Source organism: Nonomuraea pusilla (assembly GCF_900109355.1).
In the GTDB taxonomy this organism is placed as follows: domain Bacteria; phylum Actinomycetota; class Actinomycetes; order Streptosporangiales; family Streptosporangiaceae; genus Nonomuraea; species Nonomuraea pusilla.
Genome location: NZ_FOBF01000001.1, coordinates 192,052 through 214,722, shown reverse-complemented (window position 1 = coordinate 214,722; position 22,671 = coordinate 192,052). Strand labels below are relative to the sequence as shown.

21 protein-coding genes are annotated in these 22,671 nt (G+C 73.8%); 8 read left to right on the top strand and 13 right to left on the bottom strand.

Annotated features, from left to right (window positions below; genetic code table 11):
• From BMX74_RS00950 to lxmK, 12 genes are all read right to left on the bottom strand, one after another.
• A complete protein-coding gene (locus BMX74_RS00950) occupies window positions 1–888 on the bottom strand; it encodes an ABC transporter ATP-binding protein (RefSeq protein WP_176573542.1) in 888 nt (295 codons plus the stop codon).
• A 46-nt stretch (window positions 889–934) separates the two neighbouring features.
• Window positions 935–2,485, bottom strand: a complete 1,551-nt coding sequence (locus BMX74_RS00945) for a PH domain-containing protein (RefSeq protein ID WP_091097551.1) — start codon at window positions 2,483–2,485, stop codon at window positions 935–937.
• Window positions 2,482–2,988 carry a PH domain-containing protein gene (locus BMX74_RS00940; RefSeq protein ID WP_420538113.1) on the bottom strand — a complete coding sequence of 169 codons (507 nt, stop codon included), beginning with the start codon at window positions 2,986–2,988 and terminating at the stop codon, window positions 2,482–2,484. The genes BMX74_RS00945 and BMX74_RS00940 overlap by 4 nt, the downstream gene beginning before the upstream one ends.
• Complete coding sequence (locus BMX74_RS00935) at window positions 2,988–5,552, bottom strand: M16 family metallopeptidase (protein WP_177227133.1); 2,565 nt, start codon at window positions 5,550–5,552, stop codon at window positions 2,988–2,990. The genes BMX74_RS00940 and BMX74_RS00935 overlap by 1 nt, the downstream gene beginning before the upstream one ends.
• Window positions 5,536–7,011, bottom strand: a complete 1,476-nt coding sequence (locus BMX74_RS44820; RefSeq protein WP_218153837.1) for a flavoprotein — start codon at window positions 7,009–7,011, stop codon at window positions 5,536–5,538. The genes BMX74_RS00935 and BMX74_RS44820 overlap by 17 nt, the downstream gene beginning before the upstream one ends.
• Window positions 7,008–7,970 carry an LLM class flavin-dependent oxidoreductase gene (locus BMX74_RS00925; protein ID WP_091098032.1) on the bottom strand — a complete coding sequence of 321 codons (963 nt, stop codon included), beginning with the start codon at window positions 7,968–7,970 and terminating at the stop codon, window positions 7,008–7,010. Before BMX74_RS00925 ends, BMX74_RS44820 begins: the two co-directional genes overlap by 4 nt.
• Window positions 7,971–7,982: 12 nt before the next feature.
• The gene (locus BMX74_RS00920) at window positions 7,983–9,848 is read right to left on the bottom strand and encodes an ABC transporter ATP-binding protein (protein WP_218153836.1); all 1,866 of its coding nucleotides are present in this window, start codon (window positions 9,846–9,848) and stop codon (window positions 7,983–7,985) included.
• Window positions 9,849–9,886: 38 nt separating this feature from the next.
• Entirely contained in the window at window positions 9,887–10,894 is a 1,008-nt protein-coding gene (locus BMX74_RS00915; protein WP_091097547.1) for a methyltransferase, read from the bottom strand.
• A gap of 86 nt (window positions 10,895–10,980) precedes the next feature.
• Window positions 10,981–11,202, bottom strand: a complete 222-nt coding sequence (locus BMX74_RS00910) for an LxmA leader domain family RiPP (protein WP_055507887.1) — start codon at window positions 11,200–11,202, stop codon at window positions 10,981–10,983.
• Window positions 11,203–11,249: 47 nt separating this feature from the next.
• Entirely contained in the window at window positions 11,250–11,462 is a 213-nt protein-coding gene (locus BMX74_RS00905; protein WP_143078509.1) for an LxmA leader domain family RiPP, read from the bottom strand.
• Window positions 11,463–11,467: 5 nt separating this feature from the next.
• Window positions 11,468–12,511, bottom strand: a complete 1,044-nt coding sequence (locus BMX74_RS00900; protein ID WP_091097544.1) for a T3SS effector HopA1 family protein — start codon at window positions 12,509–12,511, stop codon at window positions 11,468–11,470.
• On the bottom strand, window positions 12,508–13,644 hold the full coding sequence (lxmK, locus tag BMX74_RS00895; protein ID WP_201784754.1) for a class V lanthionine synthetase subunit LxmK: 1,137 nt from the start codon (window positions 13,642–13,644) through the stop codon (window positions 12,508–12,510). The genes BMX74_RS00900 and lxmK overlap by 4 nt, the downstream gene beginning before the upstream one ends.
• A 237-nt stretch (window positions 13,645–13,881) precedes the next feature.
• Here lxmK and BMX74_RS00890 point away from each other — a divergent pair, with 237 nt between their 5' ends.
• Window positions 13,882–14,541: a GOLPH3/VPS74 family protein gene (locus BMX74_RS00890; protein ID WP_091097542.1), complete on the top strand. Its 660-nt coding sequence runs from the start codon at window positions 13,882–13,884 to the stop codon at window positions 14,539–14,541.
• A gap of 84 nt (window positions 14,542–14,625) precedes the next feature.
• On the opposite strand, the gene BMX74_RS00885 is transcribed toward BMX74_RS00890, so the two are convergent.
• A complete protein-coding gene (locus tag BMX74_RS00885) occupies window positions 14,626–15,036 on the bottom strand; it encodes a hypothetical protein (RefSeq protein ID WP_143078508.1) in 411 nt (136 codons plus the stop codon).
• A 386-nt stretch (window positions 15,037–15,422) separates the two neighbouring features.
• On the opposite strand from BMX74_RS00885, the gene BMX74_RS00880 reads away from it, so the two are divergent.
• From BMX74_RS00880 to BMX74_RS00850, 7 genes are read left to right on the top strand one after another with little or no spacing between them, the layout of a single operon-like run.
• Entirely contained in the window at window positions 15,423–17,528 is a 2,106-nt protein-coding gene (locus BMX74_RS00880) for a nucleotide-binding protein (RefSeq protein ID WP_256256715.1), read from the top strand.
• On the top strand, window positions 17,525–18,418 hold the full coding sequence (locus tag BMX74_RS00875; protein WP_055507877.1) for an ATP-binding cassette domain-containing protein: 894 nt from the start codon (window positions 17,525–17,527) through the stop codon (window positions 18,416–18,418). Before BMX74_RS00880 ends, BMX74_RS00875 begins: the two co-directional genes overlap by 4 nt.
• Window positions 18,415–19,188 carry an ABC transporter permease gene (locus BMX74_RS00870; protein WP_091097540.1) on the top strand — a complete coding sequence of 258 codons (774 nt, stop codon included), beginning with the start codon at window positions 18,415–18,417 and terminating at the stop codon, window positions 19,186–19,188. Before BMX74_RS00875 ends, BMX74_RS00870 begins: the two co-directional genes overlap by 4 nt.
• The gene (locus tag BMX74_RS00865) at window positions 19,185–19,706 is read left to right on the top strand and encodes a hypothetical protein (RefSeq protein WP_055507873.1); all 522 of its coding nucleotides are present in this window, start codon (window positions 19,185–19,187) and stop codon (window positions 19,704–19,706) included. Before BMX74_RS00870 ends, BMX74_RS00865 begins: the two co-directional genes overlap by 4 nt.
• Complete coding sequence (locus BMX74_RS00860; protein WP_256256714.1) at window positions 19,703–20,800, top strand: efflux RND transporter periplasmic adaptor subunit; 1,098 nt, start codon at window positions 19,703–19,705, stop codon at window positions 20,798–20,800. Before BMX74_RS00865 ends, BMX74_RS00860 begins: the two co-directional genes overlap by 4 nt.
• Entirely contained in the window at window positions 20,797–21,462 is a 666-nt protein-coding gene (locus BMX74_RS00855; RefSeq protein ID WP_091097537.1) for an ABC transporter ATP-binding protein, read from the top strand. The genes BMX74_RS00860 and BMX74_RS00855 overlap by 4 nt, the downstream gene beginning before the upstream one ends.
• The gene (locus tag BMX74_RS00850; RefSeq protein WP_055507869.1) at window positions 21,459–22,649 is read left to right on the top strand and encodes an ABC transporter permease; all 1,191 of its coding nucleotides are present in this window, start codon (window positions 21,459–21,461) and stop codon (window positions 22,647–22,649) included. Before BMX74_RS00855 ends, BMX74_RS00850 begins: the two co-directional genes overlap by 4 nt.
• Window positions 22,650–22,671 lie beyond the last annotated feature (22 nt).

Genomic DNA, 22,671 nt, shown 5'->3' with positions numbered 1-22,671 from the left:
CTAGCCGACCTCCCCCTTGATGCCTGACCTGTCCCTGGTGGCGTGCGCGAAGGCGTGATGGAGGCTGCGTTCCTCCCGTAACTCGTAGAGCGCCACCATGGCGTCCCTGGCGATGCTCCCGACCTGCCCCGACGCCAGGCCGGTGACCTCGATGCCGTGGCTGCCGCTCGCCTGCACCCGGCCGCCCGCCTTCACCAGGGCGGGGGCCAACGCCTTCGGGTTCTCGCAGCGCACGGTGACCTTCTTGACCTGGAAGCGCTGCATGAACGCCGCCGCGGACCCGCTGCCCACGATCTTGCTTTGTGCGATGACCACGAGGTCGTCGACGAGGTCCTCCATCTCGGCGAGGAGGTGGCTGGAGACGAACACCGTGCGGCCCTGGTCGCGGAACTGCCGCAGGAGGTCCTTCATCCAGGCGATGCCGTCGGGGTCCAGCCCGTTCATCGGCTCGTCCAGGACGACGATCTCGGGGTTGCCGATCAGCGCGATCGCCAGGGCCAGCCGCTGCCGCATCCCCAGCGAGAACCGGCCGACCCGCTGCGCCGCCACCTCCGACAGGCCCACCCGCTCCAGCATCACCTCGCCCTGCCTGGGGTCCACGCCGATCATCCTGGCGACCCAGCGCAGGGTGTCGATCGCCCGCCGGCTGGGGTGTGCGCACTGCGTGTCGAGAGCCGCCCCGATCTTCCTGGCCGGGACGGGCCACTCGCCGATCGGCTTGCCGTCGATGAGCGCCTGCCCGCTCGTGGGACGGTCGAGGCCGAGGAACATACGCAGGGTCGTGGACTTCCCCGCGCCGTTGGGGCCGAGGAAACCGGTGATGGCGCCGGCGCGGACCGAGAAGCTGGCGTTGCTCACCGCCAGCACCGGCCCATATCGCTTCGTCAAGCCGACTGCTTGCAGAACTGTCATGTGTCGCGTCCCATGTGTTGCGTCATTCCTCTGCCGACTCGATGAACTGCGCCAGCAACCCCGGAACCGCCTCGTCGGCCACCGCCAGGCCCTCGCCGTAGCCGACGTCGCGCATGGTGTAGGCGCCCAGCGTGCCCGCCGCCGTCGTCGCCGCGATGGTGGCCAGCCCCGACCTGCGCTGCAGCGGCGAGCGGGTGACGGTCCAGCCGATGACGCCCTTGCGCTGCAGCGCGACCGTACGGCGCCGCAGCACGCCCGACCTGATCACCAGGTAGGCCCCCGCCAGCGCGTGGCCGAGCGAGCGGTAGGCGTCCACCGCGAGCAGGACCGACACCGGAACCGCCAGCAGGCCCGTTACCGCCGCCGCCCACCCGGCGGAGCCGCCCGCCAGCGCGGCGAGCGTCGCCGCCGCCGCGACGGCCGCCCCGCTCGCGAGAGCGGCGCGCAGCAGCCGCCGGCGCAGCGCGGCGCGCGGGTGGGGGCGCAGCCGTGCGGGCAGCAGGGGGCTCTCCCGCTCGCGCAGCACCGACGCCGCCGTCGCGTGCGCCACCCGCAGGGGCGCGGGAGGCAGCAGGGCGCCGGAGCCGCCGCGCGGGCCGTCGAGCGTCTGGCGCAGGCCGCTCGCGACCGCCTTGAGCCGGGCGCCGCCGCCCCAGCGCAGCATGACGGGCTCGATCAGCTCGGCACCCCGCAACCGGCGCTCCTCCAGGGTGAAGGAACGGGTCGTGAGCAGGCCGCGGCCGACGCGGAGGGTGCCGGTGCGCTGGTCGCGTTCCAGCCGGAAGCGCCACCACGCCTCGGCGAACAGCAGCACCGTGCCGACCACGCCGGCGACCAGCACCAGGGCCGCGAGCACGACGAGCAGCCAGCGGGGGACCGAGCGCAGGAACGCGACGGCCCCGAGCACGGCCCCGCCGAGGTCCACGGGGATGCCGAGCCGCTCGGCCAGGTTGTACGCCTGGCTCAGCGGGGCCAGGCCGATCACGAAGACGAGCGGGCTGAGGGGGGCGTACCGCACCCAGGCCGGGTCGAGGCGGGCGATCTCCTCGGCGGGCGTCACGGTGGACGCCGCCGCCTCCTGGGGAGGGGCGGCGGGCCGGGAGCGGGGCAGGAGTTCCTCGCGCAGCCGCTCGGCCTCGGCCACCGCGACGGCGTCCAGCTTGACCTGGTCCCGCCGGTCGGTACGCAGCGCCTGCCCGGTGCCCATCGTGACGATCGCCAGCCCGAAGACCCGGTGCACCGGACCCGACGTGAGATCGACCGTGCGGAGCCGGTCCCTGGGGATCGCGACGTGCCGCCGCCAGAACAGCCCCGACCGGATCTCGATCTGCTCGTCGCCCACCCGGTAGCGAGTCGTCCGCCATCGGACGATCTCAGCCGCGGTCAGGTAGACGAACAGCAGCGCCGAGACGATCTGCAGCTTGTGGTCCTCCCAGTTCACCCCGCCCGACGCCACCGCGGTCAGCGCGATGATGCCCAGCGGCGGCAGCAGCCAGCGCAGGTTGACCAGGGCCATGCGGGGATCGAGCGGGCGCCAGCCGGCCGTCTCCACCGCCAGGTCCTTCACCGTCACGTCGCGTCCCCGGGGGTCGCCTGCGTCACCCGGTTGAGCCGGTCCACCAGCTCCCTGGCGAACTCCTCGTCCAGGCCGTCGATCCGCAGCGGCCCCATGGCCGAGGCGGTGGTCACGGTCACCGCGGACAGCTTGAAGAGCTGGTAGAAGGGGCCGCGGGCGGTGTCGACCGTCTGGATGCGCGACATCGGCGCCACCCGGTGCTGCTGCCACAGCCACCCCGAGCTGGTGTAGACGGCGTCCTCTGTCACCTCCCAGCGGTGCACGGCGTACCGCCAGCGCGGCACCACCACCGCGTAGCAGGCGCCGGCCAGCGCCGTCAGGAAGGCGAGCACCGCGAAGAGCGTGCCCGCCCCCTCGACGAACGCCGCGAGGCCCGCCAACGCCAGCGCCACCAGCCCGTACCCCACCGCGGCCCGGACGGTCCACATCCTGACCGCCCTCGGGTGCACGGCGTTGCGCGGCGGTCGCAGGCGTAGCCCGCCGGCCTTCTGCGCCACGATCACGCTCCTTCGATCTCGGTGACCTCGCGCTCGATCTCGTCCGTCAGCCAGTGCGCCTCGACGTCGCCGACGACCGTCGCCGGCAGCGGCATCCGCCCGTACGTGGCGGTGGCCGCGGCGACGACCTCCTCGGCGGTGACCTGACCCAGCCGGTCGTAGAGCCGGGTGAGCAGGTCGGGCCCCTGGCCGAGCGAGAGACCGATGCGGACGAGGTCGGCGATCTTGGCGGGTGAGTCCAGCCCCCACAGCATCTCCATCACGCAGTACTCCCTGGCCCGCTCCAGCTCCTCGGGGTCCGGCGCGGTGGCCGTGAGCTCCGGCAGGCGGTCCAGCACCTCGGTGAACAGGTCGGGCACCTGCTCCTTCGGCCGCTTGAGTTGGATGAAGGCCCTCGGGAAGTCGAGGAGGACGTCGCGGCCGAGGAACGCCTCGTAACCGCTCGCCCCCAGGCCGGTGGTGCCGGGGGCGTCGCGGATCGAGCGGTTGCGGTGGTAGCGGCCGAGCACGGCGGTGGCGAGGTAGCCGGCGACGTCCTGCGGGCCGCCTGGCGGCTCCGGCGCGTTGAAGGTGACCAGCACGTTCGACAGGTCCTCGCGGGGGACCAGCAGGACTCCCCCGCCTTCCGCGAGGGCGGGCACCGGCTCCGGCCGGCCCTCCCACCAGCCCAGGGCGTCCTCTAGACGGGACAGCAGCCCGGCGGGCTCGACGTCGCCCACGGCGACGAGCGACGCGCCGCCCGGCACGACCACGCTCCTGTGCGTCTCGTCACGGCCGCCAGGCTCGGCCGGCGCGGGCCCGAGCAGGTGGCCGCGCAGGGCGTCGTCGGCGATCCGCGCGGGCGGGCCGCCGTGCGGCAGGGACCGGCCGGGCGCCGCCTGCCCCGCCGTGGGGGCAGGGCGAAGGACCTCGGACAGGACCGCGAGCCAGTCGTCCAGCCGGTCGGTGGTGGCGTAGCCCGCGAGGTCGAGCCACTGGCCGTCGGTGCCGACGGTCAGCTCGCCGCCCGCGCCGCGCTCGTGCACGCCGAGGCGGGCGCGCCGGCCCAGCGCCTGGGCCAGCAGCTCCAGCCGGTCGGGACGCCGCCAGCCGGCGGGGCCGGCGGGCAGCCGGAGCCGGAACTCCACCACGGGCGCGCCGCCGGCGCGGACGGCGACGGCGCGCAGGCCGTTGCCGAAGGTCGATTCCGCGTGCTCGCCCAGCACGGGCCTGGGCTGCTCCTCGCGGGGCGGCATGGCGCGCGGCGAGGTCGCCGCCGTGGGCAGGCGGGCGCCCCGGGCGGGCCCGCGGTCCTCGGCGCGCTGGGTGGGCGCGGGCTTGGGCCTGGTGCGGCGGCGGCCGGGTTCGATCGTCATGACGGCGCAGGCCGCGCCGTGCAGGCGCGCCGCCGCCCTGGCCACCTGCGCCGGGGTGACCTCGGAGAGCAGCCGGGGCAGCTCGTCGAGCAGCTCGGCCCGGTCGAAGAGGGTCTCCAGGCGGCCGAGGGCGCGGCAGCGCGTTTCGAGGTCGTCGTGGTCGCGGTGGTGTTCGGACACCAGTTCGCTGACGGCGGCCGACACCTCGCCTGAGATGTCGCCCTTGGCCCACATGCCCCATTGCGTGCGGATGGCGCCGACCATCTGCACGGCCGGGGTGGCCGGCGGCACGAGGGTGGTCAGCAGCAGCGCGTCCGGCGCGCGGGCGTCGAGCGGGCCGAAGAACCCGCAGCTCGTGCTGACCGCGGGCAGGCCGTCGGGGGTGACCTGCCGGGCCATCATGCGGGCCAGCACGACGTGCGCGAGGTAGCCGGGCAGGTCGGCCGCCGGATCGGGCAGCCACTGCCCGATGGTGATGGCGGTGGCCGGGACCCCCGGCTCGGTGAAGGAGGCGGTCTGGTCCATGAAGAACCCGGGCTCGGACAGGTCCGGCTGCGCGGCGGCCTCCCGCGCGCGGATGTCGCCGAAGTGGCGCTCCACGCGCTCGGCCACGTCGTCGGGGTCGACGTCGCCGGCCACGGTGAGCACCGCGTTGCCCGGCGTGTAGTAGCGGTCGAAGAACTCGGCGCAGTCCTCCACGGTCGCCTGCCTCAGCCGGTCGGGGTCGCCGTAGCCGTCGTGCGCGTTGGCGAAGGAGGTGTAGAGCAGGCCCGCCAGGTACGGCCACGGCATGCCGCCGTAGGGCCGCTCCACGACCATCTCGCGGATCTCGGCGGCGACCCCGGCGAGCTGCTCGTCCAGCGCCTTGTCGGTGAAGCTGGGGGCGCGCATCCTGTCGGCCTCGGCGAACAGCGCCTGGTCCAGCGCCGAGCGCGGCACCACCTGGTAGAACTCGGTGTAGTCCTGGTGGGTGCGGCCGCTGGCCAGGCCGGCGGTGTCGCGTACGTGGTGGAAGAACGCGCCGTCGGGCAGGCTCTCGCTGCCGAGGAACATCAGGTGCTCGAACAGGTGGGCGAAGCCCTCCATGCCCGGCGGCTCCACGCGGAAGCCCACGCGGTAGTGGACCGCGACGGCGACCCGGGAGGCGCCCGCCACCGGGGCGACGAGCAGCCTCAGCCCGTTCGCCAGGGTGCTCCTACGAATTCCGGGCATGCGGCGATCCTCCATCGAGATTGACGAGAAAATCAAGGAATCCGGCGTACGTGGCCACCAGCGCGGCGTCCAGCCCGACATAGGCGGATATGTCGTGCAGATGGCGGGCGATCCCCAGGGCGACCAGCCGGTTCGCGTCCTCGCCGAGGTCACGGCCGTACCCCTCGAACAGCGCGTCGAGCAGGCGCTGCCACAACTGCGGGCTCCCCTCGTGGAGCCAGCGCATCTCCACGAGCTCCCCCGCGACCCAGGCCAGGTCGTGGTACCAGGGGGCGGCGCACAGGTCCTCGCCGATCAGCAGGTCGCCGCCGCCGTCCGGCGACACGACGAGCGAGCCCAGGCCCGGCGCGCCGTGGCTGAGCACGACGGCGGGGTCCGCGTCCTGCTCGGCGCACCAGCCGCGCAGCCGGTCCCAGGACTTCGGCCCCAGCCGGTCGGACAGCGCGGCGGCGGCGGCCGCCGCCGGCGCGCTCGGCGAGTCGCCGGCCAGCCACTCCCGGAGCCTGCGCCGCGCCCGCGGCGGGCCGCAGACGCCGCCCGGCGGGAGCGCGTGCAGCTCGCGCAGCGCCCGCCCGAGGCCCCGCAGCAGCCGCTCCATCGGCTCGCCCGGGCCGTCGCGCAGCAGGACCCGCGCCGCCGGCTCGGCTCCCGCCACCCGGTAGACGCGGGAGCCGCCGTCCACCTCCCCCGGGACGAACCGGACATCGGCGCCGTCGAGCAGCCCGGCGAGCGTGCCGTTCAGCCCGGGGTCCACCGGCGTGAACGGGCTGTGCGCCAGCGGGCCCGGCCTGCGCCGCCAGGCGAACCCGCCCCCGTCGGGCGTCACGTCCACCAGCAGGTGCCCGGTGCCGTCGGCCCCCGGTTCGCCCGCGCGGGCGTGCTCCTCCCAGCGCGCCTCCGCCGCCTCGATCGCCTGCGCCAGCGTGGACAGCCACGACTCCGGCCGCCCCGTCGCGGTGCTGACGCCGGGACGCGGCGGCACGACCACCACGTTGGGCCGGGCCCGCAGGGCGGTCCAGTGGGCCTGGTAGGCGGCGCTCTGCACACCGCCGGGCGGCAGCGCGGGAGCCAGGCAGACGAGCGCGCGCGTGCACTGGACGGCCAGCAGCGCCGGGCTGTCGGCCAGGCCGCCCGCCAGCCGGCCCATGAAGTGGAGCGTCATCGGATAGACCACCACGACCTGCGCCCACTCGGCCCACTCGACGTGGCGGGCCCGCGCCGCGTCGTCCGGCCACTCGTCCGCCAGCACCTCCTCCGCCTCGGGCGCGAGCGCCGCACGCGTGACGAACCGCTCCGCGCTGCGCGTCACGACCACCCTGACGCTGAGGCCGGGGCGGGACTCACGCAGCAGCGTCAGCGCGAACGGCAGGTTGCGCGCCGCGAGCGAGCCCGTGACCACGAGCAGCAGCCGGGAGAAGCCGGGCGGGGACGGCGGCGGGGCGGGGGGCGGCGTGCTCACGGCGTGGCCTGGCCCAGGATGGTCTCCAGCTCGACCAGCGCCGCCTGCGGCCCGTACGCCCCGGCCACCCCGGTGAGGTTGATCACCACCTCGTCCACGCCCGCGGCGTGGAACTCGCCGATCTGCCGGCCGAGCTCCTCCGGGGCGCCCGTCAGGAACGCCCCGCCCGCGATGACCCGCTTGACGGTCTCGACCGGCTGCTGCGGATCGATCTCGATGCCCGCCCTGGTCAGCATGTCGACATAGTGCGGCAGCATGAGGTGGCCGGCGTTGGACTGCAGGACGAGGCGGGTCGGGTCCCGGTCGGGGTCGGCCACGAACATCGGCACCATCGCCACCAGCCGCGGCAGCGGCCGCCCCGCCCGCTCCGCGCCCTCACGCAGCGCGGGGACGATCACGTCCCGCAGGTAGGAGGCGGGCGTCAGCCAGGTGATCGCGACGTCCGCGACCTCGCCGGCCAGCCGCGCCATGCCCGGCCGCAGCACGCCCAGGCCGATCTCCACGGGCGGCGTCGGCAGGGGCGGCAGCAGGTCGTGGACGGTGAAGTGGTCGCCGTCCAGGTTCACCTCCTCGCCGTCGAGCAGGCCGCGCATGGCGGTCACGTACTCCCTGACCGCGGTGAGCTGGCCGGCGTACGGGGCGCCGATGATGCTGCGCTGGAAGTCGATCCCGCCCGGCCCGATGCCAGCCACGAACGGATGTCCGCTGGCCACGGCCACGGAACGGGCGTGCACCGCCGCCTCGTGCGGGTGCCGGAGCGGCATGAGCGAGACGCCCGAGCCCATCGGGACCCGGAACCCGGCGGCCGCCGCGAAGACGAAGCCGTGGTGGGGGTCGAGCGCCAGGGCCTGGCCCTGCCACAGGCGGTGCGCGCTCGTCCACTGCACCAGGGCGGCGAAGGACAGGATCTGCTCGTGCCGCGTGGGCATCATCGGCAGCAGGACGGACAGGCTGGGCATCATCACTCCTGTTCAGCCCAGCCGGACGGAGTCGGCCGGGCGCAGCATCTGGCCGCGTACCAGTTCGGCGTAGGGTTCGCTCTCGCTCATCAGCGCCTCGTGCGTGCCCTGCGCCAGCACCTTGCCCTGGTCCAGCAGGATGACGTGCCGGGCGTGCTGGACGGTGGACAGCCGGTGCGCGACGACCAGGACGGCGCGGTCCTCGGCGAGGCGGTCGACGACCTCGCGCAGCCGGCCCTCGTTGAGGCTGTCGAGCTGCGACGACGGCTCGTCGAGCAGGACCAGCAGGGCGTCGCTGAGCAGCACCCTGGCGAGCGCGAGCCGCTGCCGCTGCCCGCCCGACAGGTCGCTGTCCCCGCCGATGCGGGTGTCCAGCCCCGCGGGCAGGGCCGCGATCTCGTCACGCAGGCCGACCTGCTCCAGCGCGTCGAGCAGGACCTCGTCGGGCACGCTCGCGTCCAGGCCGAGCAGCAGGTTGTTGCGTACGGTGTCGCGCAGCAGCGTGAAGGACTGGTCGACGTAGGCGATCCGGCCGCGCAGCTCCGGCAGCGGCCAGTCGGGCAGGTCGCGCCCGAACACCGCGATCCGGCCCGCGTCGAGGTCCATGAAGCGCTCGACGAGGCCGAGCACCGTGGTCTTGCCGGCCCCGGACCGGCCGACGATGGCGGTCAGGCCGTGCCGCGGGACGGTGAAGCCGACCTCGTCCAGCACCGGCCGGCCCTCCTCGTACGCGAAGCCGACCCCGTCCAGGACGACGGCGGGGGCGTCGGGCACCGGCGTGGGCCTGCCGTCCGTGGCCCGCTCGTCCACCTGCTCGTACGGCAGGGAGAAGACGGACTCGAAGCGCTGCTTGGCGACCAGGCCGGCCTGGATGGCGCCGGCCGCCTGGATGGCCATGACCAGCGGGGCGGCCAGCTGCAGCAGCAGGAGCAGGAACGAGACGAGGTTCGGCAGCGTGATGTCGCCGGCGACGTAGCGCACGCCGCCACCCATGATCACGACGACGAGGGCGACCTGCTGGGCCAGGGTCATCACCGGCACGACCATGGCTTCGAGCCGGGCGGCGGAGATCTCCAGCCCGGCCAGGTTCTCGGCCCGCTCGGAGAAGCCGCGCACGAGCCGGCTCTCCGCCCGGTTGGCCTTGACGACGGTGAGGGCCTCCATCGTCGCGACGAAGTCGTCGGACAGCTTGCCGACTCCCGTCTGCAGCGCCTCGAACCTGCGCCGGATCGCCTTGATCACGAAGGCGACGCCGACGATCGCGACGAGGAACGACCCGACCGTCATCAGCAACAGCATCCAGTCGAGGAAGCCCATGATGACCAGCGTCAGCACCACCTGCAGCGCGGCCATCGGCAGTTGCAGGGGCCCGACCTCCGTCAGGCCCCTGATCTGGGAGGAGTCGGAGGTGAGCCGGGCCGCCAGGTCCCCGGTGCCCTCCCGCCTGGCGACCTTCAGCGGCAGCCCGAGCGCGTGCTTCATCGTGCGGACCCGCAGCTTGGTGACGAGCTCGATGCCCAGCCTGGACAGCAGGTAGCCGGACAGGGTGCCGGTGATCGCGGCGGCGAGTCCCGCGGCGACCATCCAGAGCGCGGCCGACGTCACCGCGCCGCCGCCCTTCTCCAGCTCGGCGACGAAGACGCCGCCGATCAGCGGCAGGGCGAGCGTCGTCACGGTCGACAGCAGGGCGAGCACCACGACCGCGGCCACCCGGCCCGCCTTGCCGGCCGTCATCTCGCGCGAGAGCGCGAGCCGCTCCGCGGGCGCCTGGGCGGCGGACGGCCGCGCGGACGCCGGCTCCTCGGCCTGCGCGGCCGTCTCTCGCGCCGCGGCCGGCTCCTCGTCGGGAGCCTGCGCTGTGGGGGGCTGCTCTTCCACTTCTCACCTGTCCAAGAACGTGCGGGTCGATGGGCGCGTCAATGGGCGCGGAACTCCAGCAGGGTCCGCCTCCTCGTCGTCGGGCCCTCCCAGGAGAGGTCGAGGCCCGCCGCCGCGCCGAGCCGCTTGACCTGCTTGAGCGTGCGCACGGGCACCGGAACCGTGCCGGTCAGGAGCAGGTTCATCCGGGCGGCGTCCGGATCGTCGTCGTCGTAGACGAGGTTCATGTCGGCCACGAGCACGCGCCCGTCCGTCCCCGCCGCCTCCCCGCAGCGGCGCAGGATCTTGACCGCGTCGTCGTCGGGCCAGTCGCACAGGATCGCCGACAGGAGGTACACGTCGTAGCCCGGCGGGATCGGCTCCAGGAAGCTGCCCTCGATGGCCGCGCACCGCCCGCCCAGGCCGTGCTCCTCGATGCGCCGCGCCGCGGCACGCGCCATCCCCGGCAGGTCGAGCACGGCGCCGCCCAGGCCGGGGTGGGCGCGGGCGAGCTCGATGAGCAACGTCCCGTTGCCCCCGCCGACGTCCAGCACCCGGCGCACGCCGGACCAGTCGTAGCTGTGCACGATCAGCCGGCCTTCGCCGTCCAGAACGCCGGCGACCTCCTCCGCCAGCACGTTCGCGTCATCGGGGACGTCGCTCACGTCCTGCCAGAAGTCCCGGCCGAAGGCCGCCCGGTACCCGGCCTCGCCGGTGCGCACCGTGTGCGGCAGCCCGACCAGGCCCAGCTCGGCCAGGCCCAGCAGGCCGTCCATGCTGAGCCGCCGCCGTACGCTGCCGGGCGCGTCGTCCAGCAGCGGGGCGCCGAGCTCGGTCACCTCGTAGCCGCGCTCCTCGCTCCAGCGGAAGACGCCGCGCGAGACGAGGTAGCGCAGCAGCTTCTTCAGGGTCGGCGGGTGGGCGCCCACCCGCCTGGCGAGGCCCGCCCCCGTCGTCACCCCGGCGGCCATGTGGTCGGCCAGCCGGAGCGTGGCCGCCACCCGGATCGCCAGCGGGCCGAGCAGGTCCGCCATCGCGGCCAGCTCGTCGGCGTTGGGATCGCGCATTCATCTCCTCGCAAGTGAAGGGCCGATCGACGGGGTGTGGGCAGGCGCCCTGCATAAATCGCCTGCCCACCCTTTTCATCCGGCGTTCAGCAACCGAAGATGAACGTCCGGTCCCAGGCCTTGCGCGCGATTCCGCTGACCACGTAGCTCGTGGCGAAACCGCCGAGTACGAGAATCGTCACCGGAGTCGCCGCCGGAGCCTCGGATTCGGCCGGCAACGTGAATTCGGAGGCGTCCGCGTAAGCGTCGTAGCCCGCCGTGAGTTCCATAATCGCCGCCGTCTTCGACGGCCGCACGACATCGTGCATTTCCCCTCCCTCCGTCAACTCGTGAGGAAAGCTGGAATGGCCATTTCCTAGCGGTTGAGAATCCAGCCGGAAACGGCGCCGGACGCGGCCGAGGCCCAGATCGCGCACTTGGCGGAACTCACGCGCACGCCGTAGCTGATGGCCCAGATCGTGAACCACAGCTCGGGGGCGTCGGAGACCGCGGAGACCTGCAGCTCGCGCGCGTCGGCGTACGAGTCGTAGCCCGCGACGAGCTCCATGATGGCCGTGCTCTTCGTCATGCTGTTCACCTCCTCTCCACATGGGTGCCGGAACCTGGTGCCGGAGCGCGGGTGCCGCCGCTCTCCGTCATCGCCTGAGGCGACGTGTGGTTGCGTGCGAGGTCGCACGGGTCGATGTTGGCCTCGGCCAGGCGGGCGGCGGCCACCTCGGCCGCCGGCCTGCCGCCCGCGGCGGCCTCCACGAGCGCCTGGCCGAGCACGCCGGCGCGGTGCTGCCCGAAGCTCATGCCCCTCATGACCGGCCTGCGGTCGTCGGGCTCCCACGCGGTGGCCACCCCGGGCCCGAGGGCGCGGGCGAAGGCTGAGGTGTCCGTCCCCACCCCCGGCACGCCCTCCACCAGCGTGGCGAGGCCGGCGGCGAGGTCGCGCGAGCGGGCGGCGAGGTAGACGACGAGGCCGTCGCGGCGCGGGTACAGCAGCGGCGAGCCGAGCACCTTGGCGCGGTACTCCGCGCGCCGCTCCTCCAGGTGGGACAGGACCAGGCCCCAGACGGCCGGGGCCAGGTCGGGCGCGGCCAGGTGGACGTACACGCGCAGGATGTCGCCGCGCATGTCGCCGGGGGCCGAGCCGTGCACGAAGAAGAAGCCCGGGGAGAGCGCGGGCCGCATCGGCGACAGCGCGACGGACACCCGCTGTCCCGCCGCGAACGGCGGGCGGTCCAGGATCCGGTGGCGCGGCACCCAGACGCGCGGGCCGCCGCACACCACCAGGACGTCCGCGTCCTCGGGCAGCCCGGCGGCGACCGGCTCCGCGATCACGCCCTCAGCCACCGTCGTGTCATGCGGGACCTGCTCCGCCAGCGCCTGCTCGAACTCCTTGTCGCGCAGGTGGAACGGCAGCCCCTGGCCGTCGTCCGAGCGCCGCCCGGTGTGCAGCACCTCGTAGAGCGCCTGGGAGAGCTTCACCGCCAGCTCGGCGGCGCTGCCCGCCTCCACGTCCACGCCGGCGACGCTCGCGCGCAGCGCCTCGGGATCGACGGTCACCGCGTTCAGCACGGCGTCCAGCCCGGGGGCGACCCCGCCCGGCGCGGCCAGGTCGGCGACGCTCATTCATCCTCCAAACCCAGGGCGATGGTGAAGCGGGCGGGGGCGAGCAGCGCGGTGCGGCCGATGCCGGCGGCGGCGCGCTGGATGCCGGTGAGCCTGGCGGAGCGCGCGCCGGAGGCCAGCAGGCGGTCCATCATGTGCCAGCCGGCGAAGGCTGTGGCGCGGACCGCGAAGTCCTCGTCCAGGCCTTCCCTGACGGCGCGGTAGCCCTGCCAGAAGGCGTGGATGCGCGGCCTGAGCCGCTCGATCTTCTCCGCGCCCCGCCGCAGCACCATCTCGTGGGTGAACTCGGCCGCCTCGAAGACCATCTCGTCCCCCCGCGCGCTGACGATGTCGAGGATCGAGCGGAAGAGCCACTCCCCGGCGAACGCGCCGACGTCCCTCGCCGGGTCGCCGAGGCGGAAGTCCTCCCAGTCGGTGATCTGGAAGCCGCCGTCGTCCGGCAGCAGGATCTGGTCGACGCGGAAGTCCCCGTGGACCGGCACCTTCGGCGCCGCGTCCTCGCGCTCGCACAGCGCGACGATGCCGCGCGCCAGCTCGGCGTCGCCGTGCAGGATGCTCCAGCTCTCCAGCTCGCCGTAGCTCAGGTGATGCCACATCTCCAGCGGCAGCCCGCGCAGCAGCCGCAGGTCCGGCAGCGGGAAACGGCCGTCGTCCAGCTCCTCGCCCGCCCGCGGCGCGGCGTCGTGCAGGTGGCCGATCGCCTCGCCGACCCGGCGGGCGAGCTCGTCGCCGAACGTCTCCTCGATCATGGATTCCGCGCCGTTCCTGGCCTCGTCCATGAAGTCGAACGCCACCAGGCCGGCGGCCTCGTCGGCGCCCAGGAAGCCGGGCGTCCGCAGCCGGTCGGCGAGCTCCGGGCGGGCCGCCCTGAAGCGCTCGAAGGCCAGGACGCGCCGCAGCCGCGGCGTCACGTCGTCCCCTCCGACGAGGCGCTTGACGAAGACCTTCCTGCCGCTCTCGGTGCGGCCCGCCCACACCTCGTTGCGCCCAATGGGCGCCACCAGGGTGGACCGGTCGAAGCGGCCGTGGCCGAGCCGGTCGAGGAACGCCTCGACGTCGGGCACGCGATCCAGATCGATCGGTGCCATCCAGCCCTTGGCCGTGTAGTTCTCCCCGTCTGTCAGCGCCGTCATCGTTCCCCCGTCCGTCGGCGAGCGTGGCGCGCGAGCGTCCTGGCGAAGTTCCCCCGGAGTTCCCCCGAACCCGCTGCGGGCCAAGCTAACAACCGCCGCTTCCTCCCCGCTTCCTCGCCGCTTCCATGGGCGTCGTCGCAGGTCGGAGCGCTTGTCAAGAGCCACATGACGAATGTCACATCGAGCCGATGACATCGGGGTCTACGCGGCCCGCCGGTCCCGGGTGACACTCACGGCATGTCCAGTGAACAGTTGACGTTCGCGGAAGAGCTGATCCTGCTCGCCCACCGGGAGACCGACGGCAAGCAGTTGATCCCCAACAACGTGCTCAACGTCAGCCTCACCGCCGCCGAGCTCGCTGACCTGGCCGAGCTCGGGAGGGTGGAGCTGCGCGGCGCGAACCTGGCCGTGGCCGACCGGCGGCCGGTCGGCGACCCCGAACTGGACGCCGTGCTCACGCGCATGGTGAAGGTGGGCAAGGAACTGACGCCCAGCCGCTGGCTGATCATGATCAATCCTGTGCGGAAGTACCGGCACTACCTGCGGCGGCTGGCGGAGCGGGGGGTGTTCGGCGCCGCCAGGTCGCGGACGCTGGGGCTGATCCCCGTCGAGCGGTACGAGTACGCCGACGTCGCGCCGCTGCGCGAGGTCAGGGCGCTGCTGGGCAGGGTGCTGCGCGGCCACGAGCCCGACGCCCGCACCGTCACCCTGCTCGCCCTGGCCCACCGCAGCGGCGTGCTGGGGCACCTGTTCGACCTCGACGGCGGCAAGCGCGTCGAGGAGCTCGTCCGCGACGACTGGGCGGGACAGGCGGTGAAGACCTACGTCGACAAGACGACGAAGAAGCCGGGCGACCTGGCCGACGGCATGACGCTTCTCTCCTCCGGCGGGTCATAGGATCGGGACAGCACGGCCGACGCCGGATTCCTGCATAGTCCGGCGCCGGCCGTGCGTGTCGAGACGCCTGGCCCGCGAGGGGCGTCAGGCGGCGAAGTACCTCTTGGCGCTGTCGGTGAAGAGCAGGCCGACGAGCAGCGCGGACAGGATCAGCGAGATCCCGTTGGAGAGGTAGTCCGTGGTGAGCAGGGAGGTGACGATGCTGACGACGGCGCTGACGACGAAGAGCCCGATGATGCCGGTCCGCGTCGCGGCCTGCCGGCGCGGGATCCTGATCACCAGCACGAGCTGCGCCACCACGAGAACGGCCGAGATCAGCAACAGGCCCCACATCACCCCCATCGCGGGCAGCGCGGATGCCGCCTGAGCGATCTCCGGATCGCCGGCGAGTGCGTTCACCGCGAGCAGGCTCAGCGCCCCGACCAGCAGCAGGATGACTCCCAGCACCACGCTGATCCACATGAAAATCTGGACGGCCCTGACAGTTCCCGGCATGCCGGGGATTAACTCGTTGTTGTGAGCCATATACCTTTCCTCTCTGGGACCGTCGAAAGCGTAAGCGAGCCGACGGTCAATCTCCAGGGGGTAAAAGTCACAGAACAAGTGCAAAAGTGGCAGGGCGCCGCATTGTTTGCTCCCCATCATGAGGATTGCTCGAATCATCCCATTAATACCGACAAAGCGGACATTGGTCGCTTTGGCGGCAAAACCCACTGAGTCTGGTTTCGCATCTTCAATCTTGACAAGTCTGCATGTACGTTGTTATTCGTGGAATGTCCTGCGGGCAGTTGATGCGCATGGAGTGCGGACGGGTGTGAGGCATGCACGGCGGGCCGGATGAACAGTCTCAGGGAAATGCCGACGAGCAGCGCAAGGGTGGGGTGAACGGGGAAACCTCCTTCGATCCGGATCTGACGCGTACCATCCGGTTCCCGCCGCCCAACAGGGCGACCGGCGCGCGCGCCGCCGAGAAGCCGCCGCCACCGCCGCCGTCGGGGCTGTGGTCGCAGCAGGACCGCGAGGGCTCCGAGCCGCCCTCCCCCTTCCTCGGGCAGGGGCCCTTCGAGATGTGGACCCCGCCCAGCCCCGTCTTCCGGCCCAGCCCTTCGTCCTCAGGCGAGGACGGGCCAAAGGACGGGCCAGGCGGCCCGCGCGACGCCGTGACCGACCCGCCCGCCCCCGGGAGCACCGGGGAGACCGGCACCGGGGACGCCGGCCCCTGGGGGCTCGACGCCGGCGCCCTCGACGCCGGGGTGATCGGCGCAGATCCGGTCGGCGCAGATCCGTTCGGTGCAGGCTCGGTCGGTGCAGGGCCGGTCGGTGCAGGGCCGGTCGACGACACGCCCCCCACCGCGCCGATCGGCACCGGTTCGAACGGCACGCCGTTCACGCGGCCCGATGGCACACCCTCCGCCGGTCCCGCATCGGACGCCGTGGCCCCCGGGCCACTCGGCCCTCCCCTCATCGACCCCCTCAGCACGCCTTTCGCCGTCCCCTCCGCCGACGCCTTCGGCGCGCCGTTCGCCGGCCCTCTCGGCGCGCCGTTCGCCGGGCCCGGGGCGGGAGTCCCCGGCGGCGGCGCGCCGCGGGGGCCCATGCCGCCCGAGGCCGCGGCGACCGAGGCGGGGATACCCGAGCCTCCGCCGGCCGGGGCGGCGCCCAGGCCGGCCCCGCCCCGCGCGACCGCGCCGCCCTCCCGGCCGGTGCGCGTCTTCCCGCCGCCCGGCACTCCCGACCTCCCGCCGCCCGGCGCCCCGGACATCCCGTTGCCCGGTCCTCCCGGCGTCCCGCCTCCCGGCGCCCCGTCGCCCGGAACTTCCGGCGTCCCACCGACCGGCGCCCCCGACATCCCGTTGCCCGGCAGTTCCGACCTCCGGTTACCCGGCGCCCCCGACATCCCGTCGCCCGGCAGTTCCGACCTCTCGTTGCCCGGCGCTCCGGGCGTCCCGCCGCCCGGCCTCTCACCCATGCCGCCGCCCGGCGCCCCGCATGTCCCCCCGCGGCCGCCCGGCGGCGTGCCGGTTCCCGAGGCGGCGTTCGCCGACGCGGCGACCACGTCCGAGAGCCTGCGTCCCGACCGGTTGCTGCGCACCCGCCGGCGCCCCCCGTCCGGCGGCTGGCGCAAGGTCGTGTACCAGGCGACCGGCGGACTCGTACGCCTGCCCGACTCCAAGGCCGAGCGGCGCCGCCAGGAGCTGATCGAACGCATCAGGCGCCCGGTGGCCGCGGGCCACTTCCGTATCGCCGTCATGAGCCTCAAGGGCGGGGTGGGCAAGACCACGACCACCATCGGCCTCGGCTCCACGCTCGCCCACCAGCGGGGCGACCGGGTCATCGCGGTGGACGCCAACCCCGACCGCGGCACCCTGTCGGAGAAGCTCCGCCTGGAGTCGCCCGCCACGGTCCGAGACCTGCTGAACGACCGGGGCGGCATCTGGCGCTACGCCGACGTCCGCTCCTACACCTCCCAGGCGCCGTCCCGTCTGGAGGTGCTGGCCTCCGACCGCGACCCGGCGATCTCGGAGGCGTTCAACGCCGAGGACTACCGGGCCGTCGCCCAGATCCTGGAGCAGTTCTACTCCATCTCGATCACCGACTGCGGCACCGGCATGCTGCACTCGGCGATGAGCGCGATCCTGGACATGGCCGACCAGATCGTGCTGGTCAGCCCGGTCACCGTGGACGGCGCGAGGTCGGCGTCGGCCACCCTCGACTGGCTGCAGGCCCACGGCCACCAGAAGCTGGCCAGGGACGCCGTCGTGGTCCTGTCGGCGGTCAAGAACACCCGCCGCAACCCGATCAACATCGAGGAGCTGAAGGGCCACTTCGCCAAGCGCTGCAGGGCCGTCATCGGCGTCCCGTTCGACCCGCACCTGGAGCAGGGCGCGGAGGTCGACCTCGACCTCCTGCGCACCGCGACCCGCGACACCTATCTGGAGGTGGGCGCCACCATCGCGGACCGGTTCAGCCAGCGAGCGGACGCATGACGCCGTTGCTCGACGTCACCGACCTCAGCAAGGGCCAGGTGCTGGAGGAGGTGTCCTTCACGGTGGAGCGCGGCGAGATCGTCTGCGTGGTCGGGCCGCCGGGCAGCGGCAAGACGGCGCTGATGGAGTGCCTGGCCGGCGCGGCGGAGCCGGACGCGGGCGGCGTCGAGATGCTCGGCCGCACCGTGGGCCCCGGCGACCCGCTGCCGCCGGGCGTCGCCGTGAGCCTGGGCGACGAGAGCCTGCCGGACCGGATGAAGGTGGCCGAGGTCCTGTCGCTGTTCTCCCGCCTGTACGGCACCCGCGGCCTGCCGCCGCGCCTGCTCGACCTGCTCGACCTGGAGCCGCTGCTCCCCCGCCGGTTCAAGGCGCTCACCGACGGCCAGCGCAGACGGGTCATGATCGCGCTGGCCCTGGCGGGCAACCCGGAGCTGGTGCTGCTGGACGGGCCGACGACCGGGCTCAAGCCGGGCAGCAGGCAGCGGATCGAGCAGGCGCTCGGCGAGCTGCGCGACGGCTACGGCGGGGTGTGCGTCACCCTCGACGACCTGGCGCAGGCGGAGCGGCTGGCCGACCGGGTCGTGCTGCTGCGCCGGGGCCGGGTGCTCGCGGAGGGCTCGCCGTCGCGGCTGATCCGGCTGCTCGGCTCCGTCTTCGTGCTGCGGGTGCCGTCCCACATGAAGGTGGGACGGCCGCGGGAGGTGCGCGTCCTGCCCTACGCCAGCTCCACCTACCTGTACGGCTCCCGCCCGGCGCTGGAGGCCGCCATCCAGGAGCTCGCCCCGCTGAGCGGCGACCGGATCTGGTCGATCCGCCCGCCCACGCTCAGGGACGCCTACCTGACCCTGGCCGCCGTGCCCGAGCCCGCGGCCCTGGAGCGCGGCCGGTGAACGGCCACCTGTGGGCGATGGTCCGGGTCGAGCTGATGCTGCTCGCGCGGTCCCCGGCGGTGCTGCTGTCGGCGGTCGTCCTGCCGTTCGCGGTGCTGCTGCTGCTCATGCTGTTCATCGGCTTCTCGTTCCCGACGCTTGAGTTCGGCGCGATGCCGGGGGTGCGGGTCATCGACCGGCTGCTGGCGGAGATGGCCGGCACGGTCGCCGCCTCGGTCGGGATCACGGTGCTCGCCACCCACGTCGCGGACCTGCGCGGGCGGGGGACGCTGCGGCTGCTGGGCCGCGCGCCGTCGGGGGCCGGCCGGTACGTCGCCGCCCACGCGGTCGCCGCCGGCCTGCTGGTCGCCGGGTCGGTGGCGCTGTTCGCGGGGGTGACGTTCCTGCTGTACGGCCCCCCGAGGTCCTGGCACCCGCTGGGCATGGCGGGCGCGGCGCTGGCCGTCACCTACTGCGCGTTCAGCACGGGGCTGCTGCTCGGCGGCCTGCGGATGCCGCCGGCCGGGGCCCGGGTGGCGGCGACGCTCTGCTTCGTCCTGCTGTTCGCCGGGAGCGGCCTCGGCGTCCCGAGGGAGGGATGGAAGGGCGTGGCGCCCTGGTTCTACGAGATCACCACCTACAACCCGCTGGCCCAGCTCAACGACTTCGTCTTCCACGCGTCGCTGGGGCGGCTGTCGGAGACGTGGCCGGCCGTGGCCGGGCTGGTCGTCGCGGCGGCCGTGGTGAACGTGGTCACCCGGCGCGTCTTCGACTGGGACGGCCGCCCGTGACCAGGACCCTCGCCGCGCTCGCCGCCGCGCTCCTCGGCCTGGCGGCCCTGACCGGCTGCGCCCAGCGGGACGAGCGCCACCCCATCGCGATCGCCATCATGGGCACCCCGGCCGCCTCGGCCAAGGCGGCGTCGGCCGCGCCCAGGCCCTCGGCGTCGGCCTCGGCCGGCGCGGACGACGCCATGCTGAAGCTCACCCAGTGCCTGCGCCAGAACGGCATCGACGTGCCCGACCCGGGCTCCCCCGAGGAGCGCACCTGGAAGTACGAGGGCGACCAGGCCACGCTGGAGAAGGCGGTGAAGGCCTGCGAGGAGTACGCCTCTCAGATCCCGAACCCGCTGGACGACCCGAAGATGCGCGACCAGCTCGTCCAGGTCGCCCGGTGCATGAGGGAGCAGGGCTTCGACGTGCCGGACCCGCCCCAGGAGAACCCGAACCTCGACATCAACGACCCCAAGTTCCAGGCGGCCGGCGAGAAGTGCGCGCGGCAGCTGCAGGGCGAGGGTGGTGCGCAGTGAGCGGGCGGCTCAAGGGGGTGCTGGTCGCGTTGTGCACGGCCGCGGCCGGCAGCGCGGTCACCGCGGCGGGCGTCCACGCCTCGGCGGCGTTCTTCGACGCGGGGCCGCGGGCGCGGCCGGCCGCCACGCCGACCCCGACCAGGGCGGTCACCGCCACCAAGCCGATCACCCGGGGCGACCTGGTCGACAAGGAGAGCGTGAACGGCACGCTGACGTACGCGGGCGAACGCACGATCAAGGCGGGCGCGGGCGGCACGATCACCAGCCTCCCGGCGGAGGGCAAGGTCATCAAGCGCGGCAGGGCGCTCTACCACGTCGACCGCCGGCCGCGGATCCTGCTGTACGGCAAGCTGCCCGCGTACCGGACGCTGAAGGAGGGGGTCAAGCGCGGCCCCGACGTCGAGCAGCTCGAACGGAACCTGCGCGCCCTCGGCTACCGCAAGGGCATGACCGTCGACACCCGTTTCACCGCCGCGACCCGGAGGGCGGTCCGCGCCTGGCAGAAGGACAGGGGGATGGAGCGCGACGGCGAGGTGTCGCCCGCCGACATCATCTTCCTCGCGGAGGAGGTGCGGGTGAGCGAGACGAACGTCGAGATCGGCGACCAGATCCCGGCGCAGCGGCCGGTGCTGAAGGTCACCGGCACCGACCGCCTGGTGCGCATCGATCTCGACGCCGACCGGCAGGACATCGCCAAGGTCGGCAGGAAGGTCACCGTCAAGCTGGCCGACGGCAGGAAGGCCACCGGCAGGATCTCCCGGGTCGCGAAGGTGGCCAAGGTCGCCAAGCGGTCGGACAACCAGGAGAGCGGCGCCACGGTGGAGGTGGAGATCAAGGTGTCGGCCAGGTCGCTCGGCTCGCTCGACGAGGCGCCCGTGACCGTCGAGCTGGAGCGCCGCCGGGCCGAGAACGTCCTCACGGTGCCGGTGGAGGCCCTGCTCGCGCTGCCGGAGGGCGGGTACGGGGTCGAGGTCGTCGAGCCGGGCCGCCTGACGCGGGTCCCCGTGAAGACCGGCGCGTTCGGCAACGGCCGGGTGGAGGTGAGCGGCGCGGGGCTCGCCGAGGGCCTGCAGGTCTCGGTGTCGGGCCGATGAACATCCTGGAGATCCGCGGCGTGAGCAAGAGCTACGGCAAGGTGATGGCGCTGCGCGACGTGGACCTGGTCATCCGCCGGGGCGAGATGGTGTCGGTGGTGGGCCCGTCCGGCTCGGGCAAGTCCACGCTGCTGCAGATCGCCGGCACCCTCGACCGGCCCACCGCCGGCACGGTGCGGGTGGCCGGGCACGACGTGAGCCGGCTGTCGGACAGCCAGCTCTCGGCGCTGCGCGCCCGCTACATCGGGTTCGTCTTCCAGCAGTTCCACCTGTCCCCCGGCGCCTCCGCGCTGGACAACGTGGCCGAGGGCCTGCTCTACACGGGCCTGTCGAGGAGGCAGCGGCGGGCGCGGGCGGCGGCGGCGCTCGAACGGGTCGGCCTGGGGCACCGGCTCGGGCACCGGCCGCACCAGTTGTCCGGCGGGCAGATGCAGCGGGTGGCCGTCGCCAGGGCGGTGGCGGGCGAGCCGCCGCTGCTGCTGGCCGACGAGCCGACGGGCAACCTCGACTCCGAGGCGGGCGCCGAGGTCATGGCGCTGTTCAGGAGGCTGAACGCGGCCGGCATCACCATCGTCATCATCACGCACGACACGGAGGTGGCGATGGCGTGCCCGCGGCGGGTGCGCGTCCGCGACGGACTGGTGAGGTCGGAGATCTCATGACGGCGCTGCGCCCGGCCCGGCTGCGGCCGTCGGACCTGGCCCGGCTCGGCACCTCCGGGCTGCGGGCCCGTCCCATGCGGGCGATCCTCGCCGCGCTCGGCATCTCAATCGGGATCGCGACCATGGTGACCGTCGTCGGCATCTCCGCCTCCAGCCAGGAGCAGTTGCTGCGTCAGCTCGACGCGCTCGGCACCAACCTGCTGCGGGTGCAGCCGGGCGACAGCCTCTTCGGCGACAGGGTCAGGCTGCCCAAGAGCGCCGCGGACATGGTCAGGCGCATCGACGGCGTCACCCACGCGAGCCAGACCGGCGAGACGGGCGTCACCGTACGGCGCAACGACCTCATCCCCAGCGGCGTCTCGCTCGGCATCACCGTCCAGGCCGCCTCCCTCGACCTGCTGGACACCCTCGACGGCCGGGTCCGGGCGGGCACCTGGCTGAATGCGGCCACCGAGCGGCAGCCCGTGGTGGTGTTGGGCGCGGTGGCGGCGGAACGGCTCGGCCTGACCGGCCCCGACGTGCAGGTGTGGATGGGCGACAGGTGGTTCACGGTCATCGGCGTCCTGGACCGGATGCCCCTGGCCGAGGAGATCGAGCGGTCCGCGCTCGTCGGCTTCCCCGCCGCCAAGGACTTCCTGAACCACGACGGCCACCCCACCACCGTGTACGAGCGTTCGGCGGACGAGGCCGTCGAAGGGGTCCGGGCGGTGCTGGCCCGCACGGTCAGCCCCGAGAACCCGAACGAGGCCAAGGTCAGCCGGCCGTCCGACGCGCTCAAGGCGAAGGCGGCGGCGGCCGGGGCGTTCACCGGGCTGATGCTCGGCCTGGGCGCGGTCGCGCTGTTCGTCGGCGCGGTCGGGGTGGCCAACACGATGGTGGTCGCGGTGCTCGAACGGCGCAGGGAGATCGGCCTGCGCAGGTCGTTCGGCGCCACCAGGGGGCAGGTGCGCGCCCAGTTCCTGGTGGAGGCGGTGCTGCTGTCCGCCTTCGGCGGCGGCGCGGGCGTGCTGCTCGGCGCCCTGGCCACCATGGGGTACGCCCGGATCAACGGGCTGCCCGCCGTGGTGCCGGTGTGGGCGCTCGGCGGGGCCCTGGCCACGACCATCCTGATCGGAGCGCTGGCGGGGCTCTACCCGGCGCTGCGGGCGGCCCGGGTGCCGCCGACCGTCGCCCTCAGCGGCCAGTGAGCCCGGCCGCCCGCTGGTGGCT